The sequence below is a fragment of the Chromobacterium sinusclupearum genome (assembly GCF_002902845.1).
In the GTDB taxonomy this organism is placed as follows: Bacteria; Pseudomonadota; Gammaproteobacteria; order Burkholderiales; family Chromobacteriaceae; genus Chromobacterium; species Chromobacterium sinusclupearum.
In genome coordinates this window covers 1-13,197 of the sequence record NZ_PPTF01000078.1, presented here as the reverse complement: position 1 = coordinate 13,197, position 13,197 = coordinate 1, and the positions used below count along the sequence as shown (strand labels likewise).

Annotated in this window: 12 protein-coding genes; 8 read left to right on the top strand and 4 right to left on the bottom strand. The window is 63.0% G+C overall.

Annotation, left to right across the window (positions count from 1 at the left end; all coding sequences use genetic code 11):
- From C2134_RS18085 to C2134_RS18050, 8 genes are all read left to right on the top strand, one after another.
- Positions 1-513 (top strand): gamma-glutamyl-gamma-aminobutyrate hydrolase family protein (locus C2134_RS18085; RefSeq protein ID WP_233196502.1); only part of this gene is annotated, 513 nt, incomplete at its 5' end.
- 116 nt (positions 514-629) lie between these two features.
- Positions 630-1,964, top strand: a complete 1,335-nt coding sequence (locus tag C2134_RS18080) for a glutamine synthetase family protein (protein WP_103321488.1) — start codon at positions 630-632, stop codon at positions 1,962-1,964.
- Positions 1,965-2,091: 127 nt separating this feature from the next.
- Positions 2,092-3,471, top strand: coding sequence for an aspartate aminotransferase family protein (locus tag C2134_RS18075; RefSeq protein ID WP_103321487.1), 1,380 nt, complete (start codon positions 2,092-2,094; stop codon positions 3,469-3,471).
- Between the two features lie 180 nt (positions 3,472-3,651).
- Positions 3,652-4,509: a flagellar motor stator protein MotA gene (motA, locus tag C2134_RS18070; RefSeq protein ID WP_103321486.1), complete on the top strand. Its 858-nt coding sequence runs from the start codon at positions 3,652-3,654 to the stop codon at positions 4,507-4,509.
- An 18-nt stretch (positions 4,510-4,527) separates the two neighbouring features.
- On the top strand, positions 4,528-5,448 hold the full coding sequence (gene motB, locus C2134_RS18065; protein WP_103321485.1) for a flagellar motor protein MotB: 921 nt from the start codon (positions 4,528-4,530) through the stop codon (positions 5,446-5,448).
- A 10-nt stretch (positions 5,449-5,458) separates the two neighbouring features.
- Complete coding sequence (locus tag C2134_RS18060; RefSeq protein ID WP_103321484.1) at positions 5,459-6,199, top strand: class I SAM-dependent methyltransferase; 741 nt, start codon at positions 5,459-5,461, stop codon at positions 6,197-6,199.
- On the top strand, positions 6,186-7,511 hold the full coding sequence (locus C2134_RS18055) for a histidine kinase (protein WP_103321483.1): 1,326 nt from the start codon (positions 6,186-6,188) through the stop codon (positions 7,509-7,511). Before C2134_RS18060 ends, C2134_RS18055 begins: the two co-directional genes overlap by 14 nt.
- A gap of 67 nt (positions 7,512-7,578) precedes the next feature.
- Positions 7,579-8,370: a TrmH family RNA methyltransferase gene (locus tag C2134_RS18050; protein WP_103321482.1), complete on the top strand. Its 792-nt coding sequence runs from the start codon at positions 7,579-7,581 to the stop codon at positions 8,368-8,370.
- A 17-nt stretch (positions 8,371-8,387) separates the two neighbouring features.
- On the opposite strand, the gene C2134_RS18045 is transcribed toward C2134_RS18050, so the two are convergent.
- The 4 genes from C2134_RS18045 to C2134_RS21980 form a co-directional block, all read right to left on the bottom strand.
- A complete protein-coding gene (locus C2134_RS18045; RefSeq protein ID WP_103321481.1) occupies positions 8,388-9,635 on the bottom strand; it encodes a multifunctional CCA addition/repair protein in 1,248 nt (415 codons plus the stop codon).
- A 2-nt stretch (positions 9,636-9,637) separates the two neighbouring features.
- On the bottom strand, positions 9,638-10,573 hold the full coding sequence (locus C2134_RS18040) for a complex I NDUFA9 subunit family protein (protein ID WP_103321480.1): 936 nt from the start codon (positions 10,571-10,573) through the stop codon (positions 9,638-9,640).
- Between the two features lie 33 nt (positions 10,574-10,606).
- Positions 10,607-12,496, bottom strand: a complete 1,890-nt coding sequence (locus C2134_RS18035) for a lytic transglycosylase domain-containing protein (protein WP_103321479.1) — start codon at positions 12,494-12,496, stop codon at positions 10,607-10,609.
- Positions 12,497-12,971: 475 nt separating this feature from the next.
- Positions 12,972-13,197 (bottom strand): hypothetical protein (locus C2134_RS21980; protein WP_233196501.1); only part of this gene is annotated, 226 nt, incomplete at its 5' end.

Here is a 13,197-nt window from a genome sequence, read left to right as displayed (position 1 = left end):
GAAGGCACGCTGCATGATCCCAAGCGCGACGCCACCACGCTGCCGCTGATCCGCATGGTGCTGGAGCAGGGCATTCCGCTCTTGGGCATCTGCCGCGGCTTTCAGGAAATCAATGTGGCGCTGGGCGGGGAGCTGCACCAGCATGTGCAGGAGCAACCCGGCCTGAACGACCACCGCGAGGCGGAAAGCGAAGACGTGGCCGAGATGTACGCCCCGGCGCATGCCGTCAGCTTTGTCGAGGGCGGCTTGCTGGCCGGGTGGACTGGCCAGCGCGGCGCGCAGGTGAATTCCTTGCATCAGCAGGGCATCAAGCGCTTGGCGCCGGGCCTGGACGCCGAGGCGCACGCCGAGGACGGTCTGGTGGAAGCCTACCGCATCCGAGGCGCCAAGGCCTTCGCCTTCGCCGTGCAATGGCATCCGGAATGGCGCTATTGGGAAAATCCGCTGTCGCAGGCGATATTCGGCGCCTTTGGCGAGGCTTGTCGAGCCAGGAGAGCGCAACGAGGCAAGTGATGGGGCAGTAACCGCGCGCGGGCCGATGAACCCCGCGCGCGTTTTGATGACTCATAAGAAGCACCTCCCGATCCAGAGCCGCAGTCAGCGGCCGGGGAGTCTACAGAGGAAGCATTATGAATCACCAGATCAATGAGTGGTTGCGAGAGCATCGCATCACCGAGGTGGAATGTATCGTGCCGGACATGACCGGCGTGGCGCGAGGCAAGATCGTTCCGAAAGACAAATTCGTATCCGATCCGGAAATGCGCCTGCCGGAAGCGGTGCTGATCCAGACGGTCACCGGCGACTATCCGGACGACAGCATGCTGGATCTGACCGATCCCGATATGGTGCTGGAGCCGGACCCGAACACGCTGCGCTATGTGCCGTGGGCGGTGGACCCGACGGCGCAGCTGATCTACGACTGTTTCCGCGCCGATGGCACCCCAGTGGACGTGGCCCCGCGCAATGTGCTGAAGCGCGTGCTGGGCTTGTACGACGAGATGGGCCTGGAGCCGGTGCTGGCACCGGAGATGGAGTTCTATCTGTTGTCGCCGAACCCGGACCCGGACATTCCGCTGGCGGCGCCGGTGGGGCGTACCGGACGGGCCGAGTTTGGCCGCCGCTCTTACTCCATCGACGCGGTCAACGAGTTCGACCCGCTGTTCGAGGACATCTACGACTATTGCCATGCCCAGAACCTGGAGGTGGATACGCTGATTCACGAGATCGGCACCGCCCAGATGGAAATCAACTTCCTGCACGGCAACCCGCTGGAGCTGGCCGACCAGGTTTTCCTGTTCAAGCGCACCGTGCGCGAGGCGGCGTTCCGCCACAATATGTACGCCACCTTCATGGCCAAGCCGATGGAGAACGAACCAGGCAGCGCCATGCATATTCACCAGAGCGTGGTGGACAAGAATACCGGCCGCAATGTGTTCTCCAATGACGACGGCAGCCCGTCGGACTTGTTCTTCCATTTCATCGCCGGCATGCAGAAATACATTCCGCAAACCATGCCGCTGTTCGCCCCATACGTGAACTCATTCCGTCGTTTGTCTCGCTATACCGCGGCGCCGACCAATGTCGAATGGGGTTACGACAACCGCACCGTCGGCCTGCGCATTCCGCATTCGTCGCCGGCCGCGCGCCGCATCGAAAACCGGGTGCCGGGCGTCGATGTGAACCCGTATATCGCGATCGCCGCCACGCTGGCCTGCGGCTATCTGGGCATGACCGGCAAGCTCAAGCCGTCCGAGCCGCGCCAGACCGACGCCTACGAGTTGCCCTATCAATTTCCCAACAGTTCCGAGGAGTCCCTGCAGCAGCTCGCCGGCTGCCATGAGATCGCCGAGGTGCTGGGGCCGCGCTTCGTCAAGATGTACGTCGGCATGAAGGAGAAGGAGTTCTCCGAATACTTCCGCGTGATCAGCCCGTGGGAGCGCAAGTTCCTGCTGCTGCACGTGTGATGCGGGAACCGTCAGGGTACGGTTAGAATCGCAGTGATGGACAGGACAATTGAATAAAACGACGCCCCAGGCGCAGGAGAGGCGGACCGCTGGTTCGCCTTGTCGGAGAAAACAGGAAGGAAGTGTTATGCAGAACCAACGTACCACCAGCCAATTGCGCGAACTGGATGCCGCCCACCACCTGCATCCGTTCACCGATACCGCATCCCTCAACCAGGCCGGCGCGCGGGTGATGACGCGCGGCGAGGGCGTGTATCTGTGGGATTCCGAAGGCAACAAGATCATTGACGGCATGGCCGGCCTTTGGTGCGTCAATGTCGGCTATGGCCGCAAGGATTTCGCCGAAGTGGCGAGGCGCCAGATGGAAGAACTGCCGTTCTACAATACCTTCTTCAAGACGACTCACCCGGCTGTGGTGGAGCTGTCCGCCTTGCTGTGCGAAGTGACGCCGGCCGGGTTTGATCACGTGTTCTACACCAACTCCGGCTCGGAGTCGGTGGATACGATGATCCGCATGGTTCGCCGCTACTGGGATGTGCAGGGCAAGCCGGAGAAGAAGACGCTGATCGGCCGCTGGAACGGCTACCACGGCTCCACCATAGGCGGGGCCAGCCTGGGCGGCATGAAATACATGCACGAGCAGGGCGATCTGCCGATTCCCGGCATGGCGCACATCGAGCAGCCGTGGTGGTACAAGTTCGGCAAGGACATGACGCCGGACGAATTCGGCCTGGTGGCCGCCCGCTGGCTGGAGGAGAAGATTCTCGAAATCGGCCCGGAAAAGGTGGCGGCGTTTGTCGGCGAACCCATCCAGGGCGCAGGCGGCGTGATCATCCCGCCGGCCAGCTACTGGCCGGAAATCGAACGCATCTGCCGCAAATACGATGTGTTGATCGTCGCCGACGAAGTCATCTGCGGTTTTGGCCGCACCGGAGAGTGGTTTGGTCATCAGCGCTTCGGCTTCCAGCCGGACATCTTCACCACCGCCAAGGGCTTGTCCTCGGGCTACCTGCCCATCGGCGCCGTTTTTGTCGGCAAGCGCGTGGCCGAAGGGCTGATCGCCGGCGGCGACTTCAACCACGGCTTCACCTATTCCGGCCACCCGGTCTGCGCCGCCGTCGCCCACGCCAACGTGGTGGCGTTGCGCGATGAGGGCATCGTTCAGCGCGTCAAGGATGATATCGGCCCTTATCTCCAGAAGCGCTGGCGTGAAACCTTCAGCCGTTTCGAGCATGTGGACGACGTGCGCGGCGTCGGCATGCTGGGGGCGTTCACCCTGGTCAAGCACAAGGCCAAGCGGGAGCTGTTTCCGGACTTTGGCGAGGTCGGCACGCTGTGCCGCGATATCTTCTTCCGCAACAACCTGATCATGCGCGCCTGCGGCGACCATATCGTTTCCTCGCCGCCGCTGGTGATGACGCGCGGCGAGGTGGATGAAATGCTGGCGGTGGCGGCCCGCTGCCTGGAGGAGTTCGAGCAGACGATCAAGGCGCGCGGATTGGTTTGATAGCGGCTATGCTGCGGGGGCGGGGCAGTATTTTTTGCGTCGCTTCCCGGTTTTACAGCGAATGAGGCGGGTTGGTACAATTCCACCCGCTTTTTCTATTATTTCTATAATGAATTGCAAAAAGGCATGCTGTAATACAAACAACGGCATTCGGCTACAAAACAAATAGGGACTTGACGCATGTTCGTCGGAATCGGGTACATCATCATTCTGGGTTCGGTGCTCGGAGGCTTCATCGCCGCAGGGGGCCATGTCGCCGCACTTATCCAGCCGCTGGAATTCGTGATGATCGGCGGGGCGGCTGCCGGCGCATTCGTCGTTGCCAATGGCGGCGCGCCGCTGAAAGCCACCATGAAGGCGCTCCCCACCGTGTTCAAGGGCAGCCCATACGGCAAGGCCTTCTACATGGATCTGTTTTCCCTGCTGTTCGAGATCCTGACCAAGGTGCGCAAGGAAGGCCTGATGTCGATCGAGGCCGATGTCGAGAATCCGGAGTCGAGCCCGGTGTTTGGCAAATATCCCAGTATTTTGCATGACCATCATGTCGTAGAGTTCATCAGCGACTACCTGCGGCTGATGGTGGGCGGCAATCTGAACGCCTTCGAGATCGAAAACCTCATGGACGTGGAAATCGAGACTCACCACCACGAGGGCGAAGTGCCGGTGGCGGCGGTCAAGAGCCTGGGCGACGGCCTGCCGGCCTTCGGTATCGTCGCCGCCGTGATGGGCGTGGTGCATACCATGGAATCGGTGGGCGCGCCGCCGGCCGAGCTGGGCATGCTGATCGCCCACGCGCTGGTGGGTACTTTCCTCGGTATCTTGCTGGCCTATGGCTTTGTCGGCCCCTTGGGCACCATTCTGGAACACAAACTGAATGAAGGCACCCGCGTCTACCAGACCATCAAGGTGACATTGCTGGCCAGCCTGAACGGCTACGCGCCGCAGGTGGCGGTGGAGTTCGGCCGCAAGGCGCTGTCGTCGATGGACCGCCCGTCCTTCAAGGAACTGGAAGACCACGTCAAGTTGACCAAAAAATAAGCCGGGCAGGGGATAGAGATGGCGGACGAATCGCAGCGACCCATAGTCGTCAAGAAAATCAAGAAAGGCGGGCACGGCCATCACGGTGGCGCCTGGAAGATCGCCTACGCCGACTTCGTGACGGCGATGATGGCGTTCTTCCTGCTGATGTGGCTGTTGGGCTCGGCTTCGCAGGGCACCCTGAACGGCATTTCCGAATACTTCAAAACGCCGCTGAAAGTGGCGCTGGCTGGCGGCGCGGGCGCCGGCGACGCCACTTCGGTGATCAAAGGCGGCGGCAACGACATCACCAAGCAGGCCGGGCAGGTCAACAAGGCTGGCGCCAGGCAGGTGGAGATCATGCAGAAGCAGCAGGAGCAGGCACGGCTGAATGAGCTGCAGCAGAAGATCCAGCAAACGATAGACAACAGCGTGCTGCTGAAGGAATACAAGAACCAGCTGAAGCTGGAAATGACGCCGGAAGGCCTGAAGATTCAGATCGTGGACGAGCAAAACCGGCCAATGTTCGACTCCGGCAGCTCGCGCATGTTGCCGCATACCCGGGCCTTGTTGCAGCAATTGGCGATGGACTTGAATCAACTGCCCAACAGGATCAGCATCTCCGGCCATACCGATGCCACGCCCTTCTCCGGCGGGCAAGGCGGCTACAGCAACTGGGAGCTGTCGGCGGATCGCGCCAATACCGCGCGCCGCGAGCTGATCGCCGGCGGGCTCAGCGAGAGCAAGGTCATACGGGTGGTTGGGCTGGCTTCGGCCATACCGCTGATCAAAAGCAATGTGTTCAGCCCAGAAAACCGCCGCATCACCATTGTCGTGCTGAACAAGGAAGCTGAAACTTCCATTCTCAACGACGGTTTCAAACCGCAGATGAACCAGGAAGTGATAGGCGGCCCGGCAGACGGCCAGCCTGCCGGAAGCCAGCCATCGGCTTCGCCGTGAGGCGCGCGGCATGAGGCGATTGCGCCACGTATCGCAGCAGCTGTTGGCCGGCCTGGCCGCCTGGGTGTTCATCGCGCCCGGGCTGCACTTGGAGGCTTGGGCGCTGTTGCAGGGGCTGCTGGCCGCCTTATCGTCCATCGCATTGCGCCAGCCGGGCTGGCAGCGGCTGGCCCATGGCTTGTTCGTGCCGGCTGTGGTATTGATGAGGCAGCTGGATATCGCGCCGGTCTGGTATCTGGCGGCCTTGCTGGCGACATTGGCGTTGGGGCGCAATGCGCTGTTTGAGCGAGTGCCGCTGTATCGCTCTGGGGCGTTGGTCGCGCAGCGGCTGGGCGACGCGCTGGCGCCGCAAAGCCGGCTGCTGGAGGCGGGGTGTGGCGATGGCCGGCTGGCGGTTCGTCTTGCCGCCCTGCGTCCGGATTTGCGCGTGCTGGCGCTGGAAAACGCGGTAGGCGCTTGGTCGCTGGCGCGCTTGCGCTGGTGGAGCGCCGGGAGGCCTGCCGGGCTAGACATAGGTTGCCGCAGCTTTTGGAAAGAAAACTGGGGGAATCATGATGCGATCTACGTTTTTTTGTCGCCGGAGCCTATGCCTCGGGTCTGGCGCAAGTTTCTGGATGAGGGCCGGCCAGGCAGCCTGCTCATCAGCAATACGTTCTCCGTGCCGGACATCGAGCCTGACGAACGCCTGCCGCTTGATGGACCCCTACAAAAAGAACTTCTAATCTGGCGCCACCCACATGGATCTGAATAACTGGACGAAAACCATTGCCGAGCAGCGATGGCCGATTCTCCCCGAAACGCTGGTCGAGGTGCGTGATGCCTGCGCTCGGCACAGCGATCTGATCAACTTCACCTACCTGGCCAATCTCTGCCTGTCTGATCCGTTTCTGCTGCTGGACCTGTTCCGGGTGGTAGGCAATTCGCGCGCCTTGCAGCGCAACGAGTCCATCCCCGCCGTGGAGCCGACGCTGCTGCTGATGGGCCTGGAAGCGGTGGTTACGCGTTTTAATCGCCTGGAAGCCCTGGAAGCGGCTTCGGGCAAGCTGGACGCAGAAGTTTATGAAGCGGTGGGCGACTGGATGGGGCGCAGCCGCGTGGCGGCGCTGCTGGTGAAGGAGTGGCTGTCCATCATGGGCGATCTGAAAGTCGAGGATTGCTTTGTCTCGGCGCTGCTGTACAACTTGCCTGGCTGCATCTACATGATCCAGCGCAACAGCCTGCCGGACAAACCGCTGCTGCAGGAAATGTCGGAGGTCTTCGACGCCGATTACGCCAAAATTCTGGCCGCTTTCATCAAGGCCATGCCGCTGCCGGCAGGCTTCAATCAGCTGCTGGGCCCAGGCGCGCCAAGCAAGCGGCGGCAATTGTTGAAGCTGGCCATCGCCACCGCCAACTCTCTGGAGCATGGCGTGACCCGCAGCACCTGGCTGGTGGGCGTGGACACCGCCGCCAAGCTGATCAACTGCACGCCGGAGCTGGCCTATCAATCCGTAGTGCATGCAGTATTGAATGTGGCCCGGCATCCGCATGTCGCCGGCTATACCTTCCCCGCCCGCGCCTTGCTATTGCTGCCGACGGAAAGCAAGAAGATGGAGATGAAAAAAGCGGCGGCGCTGTCCAGCGGAGATCAGCTGGAAAACGCCATTCGCGAATCCATCCGCTTTTTGGCCAATGACTTGAAATTCGAGCGTGTGCTGTATTACCACTATGAGCATGACGGCCATCTGCTCAAGTTGCGCTACCAGGTCGGGGTGCCGTCGGAAAGCCCGCTGCGCAAGCTGCCGCTGGAATTGGAGCCGGGCAGCTTCTTCGGCGTATTCACCAGCAAGCCGCAAAGCTTCCATGCGCCGGCCGCGGTGCGGCAGCAGTTGACGCGGCGCTACGACGACGAGTTTTTCCGCCATGTCGGGGATCAGGAATTCGCCTTGATGACCCTGTTTGGCGGCCAAAAACTCAGCGGCGTGTTCTATGTCGACAATGCGGTCAGCGGCCGCTCGATAGACGATACGACCTATCATCGCTTCAAGGACCTGGTCACCCGGCTGACGATGATGCCGCAATGATGCAAGAAGGCGGCGGGGCGGGTAAACTCTGCCCCTTCGCTTTTGTACAGCCAGACAAGAATATCCCATGCCTTACATCGCCAAATCCATCACCTCTCCGCATAACGACGAAGTCAAGGCGCTGGCCCGTCTGGTCCAGCACAGCCGCGACCGCCGCAAGGAGGGCGTGATGGTGCTGGAAGGCATCCATCTGGTCGAATCCTGCCTGCAAGCAGGAGGCCGGCTGGCGCGGGTGTATCTGAACGAAGCGGCCGCTGCCAAGCCGGAAGTGATCTCTCTGCTGAATGGCCTGCCGGCGGACACGGTGGTGGTCACCTTGCCGGAGCCGGTGATGGCGAAGGCGACGGCGCTGTCCAGCGCGTGCGAGCTTTTGGCCTTGTGCGATCGGCCGCTGCCGCCCGCGCCGCATGCCGACGCGCCGCGCGTTCTGCTGGAAGACATCCAGGATCCGGGCAATCTGGGCACCATTCTGCGCAGCGCCGCCGCTGCCGGCGTCTACGATGTGTTCTTGTCCAAGGGCTGCGTCGATGTGTTCTCGCCCAAGGTGCTGCGCGCCGGGATGGGCGCGCACTTTGCCTTGCGCATCCATGAGCATGCCGATCTGGCCGAAGAGCTGCGCCGTTTCGCCGGCCGCAAGCTGGTGACCTATCTGGAAGGTTCCCGTTCGCTGTACGGCCACGACCTCACCGGCGCGGTGGCCTTTGTGTTCGGCAACGAGGGCGCCGGCGTCAGCGAAGCCTTGTTGCAACTGGCTGACGACCGCATCCGCATTCCCATGCCCGGCCACGCCGAATCGTTGAATGTCGCGATGGCGGCCACGGTATGCCTGTTCGAGCGGGTGAGACAGCTGCAGCCTTGAGCCGCAGGGCGAGTCGCTTATCCGCCTGACGTATCGTCGCGCTCCCGGCTTTGCCAGTCACGCTTGCCGGCCGCGATAACCGCTATGCGCGCGGCGTCTATGGTGGCCGGAATGGCGGCCTTGTCCGCGCAGCCGGCGGCGATGGCGCCGGCGTCTATCTGCAGCGCCGCTTCCAGCAGGGTCTCCAGATAGGCTTTTTGCGGATACGGCGCATCCTCGAAGTGCAGCCGGCCGCGGGCGTCGGCCAGGCAAGCGTCCAGCATCAGGCGGAAACGTTCCGGCCGGCGCAACGCATCGCATTCCTTGAACAGCCGCAGCACCGTGTCGGGACGCAACTCGAAGGCTTGATGCACCTTGGTGTGATGCACCAGCGTGATGTGGGCCAGGTCGCGGCAGTCGCTCGGCACGCGCAGCCGGCGACAGAGTTCCGACAAGGGCGCGATGCCGCGCATCTCATGGCCGATGTGGCGCGGCAGCACGTCGGGCGGCGTCAATGCCTTGCCCAGGTCGTGCCCCAGCGCGGCAAAACGCACCGTCAACGGCTGTTTTTGCGAAGCGGCGTAGTCCAGCACGCGCAGCGTATGGTCGCCGCAGTCGATTTCCGGGTGGTAATCGGCGCGCTGCGGCACGCCGAACAGCGCGTCTACCTCCGGCAGAATGCGCGCCAGCGCGCCGCATTCGCGCAGCACCAGCAGCATCCGCGACGGCTTGTCCTCCATCAGGCCCTTGGCCAGCTCCTGCCATACCCGCTCCGCCACCAGCGCGTCGGCCTCGCCGTCGTCCACCATCTGGCGCATCAGCGCCATGGTTTCCGGCGCGACGGCGAAGTCGAAGCGGGCGGCGAAGCGCGCCAGCCGCAGGATGCGCACCGGATCCTCGGCGAAAGCCGGGCTGACGTGGCGCAGCAGGCGCGCCTTCAGATCTTCCTGGCCGCCGTATGGATCGGTCAGGCTGCCATCGGCGGACTCGGCGATGGCGTTGATGGTGAGGTCGCGCCGCGCCAGGTCTTCTTCCAGCGTCACATCCGGCGAGGTGTGGAAGGTGAAGCCGTGGTAGCCTTTGCCGACTTTGCGCTCGGTGCGCGCCAGCGCGTATTCCTCCTGGGTTTCCGGATGCAGGAAGACCGGGAAGTCCTTGCCCACCGGGCGGAAGCCCAGTTCCAGCATTTGCTCGGGCGTGGCGCCCACCACCACCCAGTCTCTATCCTTGACCGGCAAATTCAACAGGCGGTCCCGAACGGCCCCGCCCACGGTGTAGATTTCCATGCTCAACGTCCGGCCTTTTCTCGATAGCAGGAGGCGATGAAATTGCTGTCGCGACCGGCCAGCCAGTCCGGTGCCAGCGCGGATAGCGCGGTGGGCTCGAAGCCCAGCAGCGCGGAAGGGAAGGGCTGGTCGCTGACATTATCCCACTGCAGCGACCTGACATTGTCGCGGCTCATCAGCGTGGGGCCGGGCAGGCATTCCATCAGCGCGCCCTGCAGCATCGCCAGGCTGTTCGGCAGGCCGATCACGGGACGCGGATGGCCGCTGAGCCTGCCGGCCAGCTGCGCCAGTTCGGCCAGGGTATAGATTTCCGGCCCGGCCAGATCCAGCCGGAGTCCTACGGTTTCCTGCCGCGCCAGGCAGGCGCTGACCGCGCCGGCCACATCCTCCACCCATACCGGGGCCATCCGGCAATGCGCGCCGGCCAGCGGCAACACGGGCAGCCGTTTTTGCAGGTCGGCGAACAGATTGAGAAAGGCGTCGTCCTGGCCGAATACCACCGATGGCCGCAGTATGGTCCAGGCCAGCCCGCTGTTTTCCACCGCCAGTTCGCCCAAGGCCTTGGTCTGCTGATAATCGCTGGGCGCATCCTGCGCCGCGCCCAGGGCGCTGATGTGCACCAGGCGGCGCACGCCTGTTTGCTTGCAGGCGGCGACGATCTTTTCCACCAGCTGGACATGCGCCTTCTCGAACTGGGCGCGGCTGCCGTGCAGGATGCCCACCATGCTGACCACGGCGTCGTGGCCGGCGATCAGCTCGGCCAAGCGGGCCGGATCGTGGACATCGGCCGATGCCAGTTCGACCGACGGCAGCACGCTGAACGCCGGCAGCGCCGCCTTGCGGGTGGCTACCGTCAGCCGATGCCCTTGTTCGGCCAGCCTTGTGGCGATATGCAGGCCGATGAAGCCGCTGCCGCCTATCAGACAGATTCTAGACATGTTGGCTCCCGTGTTGCGTTGCCCAGGCTGCGCTTAGCGCGCCGGGATCATGCCCATCCGGTTTTTCAGCGAGATGTTGGCGTGACCGAAAGTGCTGGAATAATAGGCCGCGTTGGCCATGACTTTTTGCACATAGTCGCGGGTTTCGCTGAACGGTATGGTTTCCGCGTAGATGGTGCCGTCCAGCGGGCGGTCAGCCTGCCAGTTGCGGGCGCGGCTGGGGCCGGCGTTGTAGGCGGCGGTGGCCATCACCTGATTGCCGGACAGATTGTCCAGCACATAGCGCAGATACCAGGTGCCGAGCTGGACGTTGGTTTCGATATCGTTGACGGCGAAGTGGGCGAGGCCGATCTTCTTGGCCGCCCATTTGGCCGTGGCCGGCATCAGCTGCATTAGGCCGGAGGCGCCCACGCCGGAGCGCGCCATGGTGATGAAGCGGCTTTCCTGGCGGATCAAGCCGTAAACCCAGGCGTCGTCGATATCCAGCTGGCGGGCGTACTTTTGCGTGACTTCGCGGTAGGGCGTCAGATAGCGCAGCGAAAAATCGTGCTCTTCCTTGGTGCGTTCCGCGCTGTAGATGGCCATGTCGTAAAAGCCTTCCTTGCGGGCGATCTCGGCGGCGGCCAGCAGCTCCATGTCGTTGCGGCCGCGCATCGCCCAGCGCCATTCGCGTTGCGCGTCGGTGCGGAATTCGGGCTTGGTGTAGATTTCGGCCACGTTCAGCAGCGCCAGCGAGCGGCGAATCGCCGGGTCGGCTTTCAGTTTGTCGACGTCCGCGCTGCTCGGCGTGGTCTTGCTGGCGGAGGCGGACAGGCTGTTGCCCAGTTCTTCCAGCGACAGCAGCGCGTAATAGCTGTGGCCCACGCTGGCCTGGCTGAGCAGCGGGCTGGCTTCGGCCGGCTTGCCCAGCTGCTTCAGCGAGCGGGCCTGCCAGTAGCGCCAAGCCGGTTTGCCGGAAACGGTTTTGGGCATGCGGCGGATGATGTCATCGAGTTGCGCCCACTGTTCCAGCCGCAGCGCGGCGCGCGCCCACCATTCCCATTGATCGGTGGTGAGTTGGCGCGGATCGGCCTTGGCGAACCATTGCAGCGCCTGTCCCGCTAGTTGTTTGCGGGCGGACAGCAGGGCGAGTTGGCCCCAGCCGAAGCCTGCGCGATCCGGCGTCAGGTCTTTTTCCATCCGCGTCAGGTAGGATGCGCCGCCGTCTAGATCGCTCTTGGCCTTGCGCACGATGTCGTACAGGATGGCTTCCTGGCCGCCCGGCGTGGCCGGGCTGGCGTTGGCCGGCTTGTTCAGCGCCGCGTTGTCCAGCGGCAGCTGGGTGTCGGAGGCCAGTTGCCGGGCTTGGGTCAGGAAGTTGCCGGCCAGCAGCAGGCGCGTGCGCCGCCATAGCCAGTCCTGGTCCAACGCGCCGCGGGCATAGGCGGCTTCGATCAGCCGGGTGCAGCCGTCCGGCGCCGGTTTGCTGTCGAGGAAGCGGTCGAGGTCGTCCAGCTTTTGGCCCTGGCGCAGTTGGTAGATCTGGCCGTAACAGGTGGATTCTTCGTCGCGGCCTTCCTCCGGCAGCTTTTTCCACTCTTCGGCGAAGGCGGTCCAGTTCTCGCGCAGACCCAATTTCTTGACCCATTCATTGCGGATGCGCTCGGGCATCAGGCCTTCCTGCACTTGCGCCAGGAAGCGCAAAACCTGGGCGTCGTCATTCTTGTCCAGCGCCTTCCAGGTCAGCCAGTAAGCCGGGTAGTCCTTCAGCGGATAGCCGGCTGGCAGCTTGTCGCCCAGACTGGCCAGCTTGGCCTGGTCATTGGCGCGATACGCATCGCGCGCGGCGATCAGCGTATCGTCGGGACCGGCGAAGGCGGAGAGAGGGGCGGCCGCCGCGATCGCCAGGAGGGTCAGGCGTATGGAGGTGGTCAGGACTTTCATGTGGGTCGGTGTCTTTTTGTTCAAAGCCCATCCAGGCTGGATAGGGTTTGCATGTTGTTTGGGTTGGGGACTTCGCCAGACCAGCCGCATTTCTCATAGAGACAATTCGGGTGATGTCGGTTCAGGCTTTGTTGCCACGGCAATGACTTGTCTATGGTCCCCTGCGGCCATCTTTACATCCAGACGGCCGCTTTGAAGTTCGGTATGTCGATTCGAATGCGCCGACGCTAGGGGCTGTTGACGTTTGGTGAGCGGTCGCGCCGGGATGCTTTTTGCGCCGAATCGAGGCGTTTCGCGCGCCGCATAGTCATTCTCTGCCAGCGCGGAACAACGAAGAGTCGGCGCGAAAGGCGCCCGGCCCTGCGGGTTTGGCCGCTTTGGGCCGGAAGCCGCGTTGCCCAGCCCTTGCATAGAATGACTATGCGGCGGACTGTGCGCCTTGCTTCCGGCCCAAATCGGCTCAAACGCGATCCACTCACCAAACGTCAACAGCCCCTAGTTTGGCCATATAAAGATTCTTTTTCGACACCCAGTAATTTAAAGCATTTTCCGCTTTGCAGCCAGACAAGGCCGCGGCGAAGTAGCCTAACTGCGTGTTTTTCTGATATTTCAAGTGAATTGCCTGGGGCGCGTGGACTGATGTCGCGTATTGGCGGGCGGGCCTCATTCTGCGAGCGATGGTTTGAGGCGGCGTGGCGGCG

Excerpts from the sequence above, each read along its gene's own strand:
- C2134_RS18080 (WP_103321488.1), top strand. The coding sequence starts at position 630 with ATGAATCACCAGATCAATGAGTGGTTGCGAGAGCATCGCATCACCGAG.
- C2134_RS18075 (WP_103321487.1), top strand. The coding sequence starts at position 2,092 with ATGCAGAACCAACGTACCACCAGCCAATTGCGCGAACTGGATGCCGCC.
- motA (WP_103321486.1), top strand. The coding sequence starts at position 3,652 with ATGTTCGTCGGAATCGGGTACATCATCATTCTGGGTTCGGTGCTCGGA.
- motB (WP_103321485.1), top strand. The coding sequence starts at position 4,528 with ATGGCGGACGAATCGCAGCGACCCATAGTCGTCAAGAAAATCAAGAAA.
- C2134_RS18060 (WP_103321484.1), top strand. The coding sequence starts at position 5,459 with ATGAGGCGATTGCGCCACGTATCGCAGCAGCTGTTGGCCGGCCTGGCC.
- C2134_RS18055 (WP_103321483.1), top strand. The coding sequence starts at position 6,186 with ATGGATCTGAATAACTGGACGAAAACCATTGCCGAGCAGCGATGGCCG.
- C2134_RS18050 (WP_103321482.1), top strand. The coding sequence starts at position 7,579 with ATGCCTTACATCGCCAAATCCATCACCTCTCCGCATAACGACGAAGTC.
- C2134_RS18045 (WP_103321481.1), bottom strand. The coding sequence starts at position 9,635 with ATGGAAATCTACACCGTGGGCGGGGCCGTTCGGGACCGCCTGTTGAAT.
- C2134_RS18040 (WP_103321480.1), bottom strand. The coding sequence starts at position 10,573 with ATGTCTAGAATCTGTCTGATAGGCGGCAGCGGCTTCATCGGCCTGCAT.
- C2134_RS18035 (WP_103321479.1), bottom strand. The coding sequence starts at position 12,496 with ATGAAAGTCCTGACCACCTCCATACGCCTGACCCTCCTGGCGATCGCG.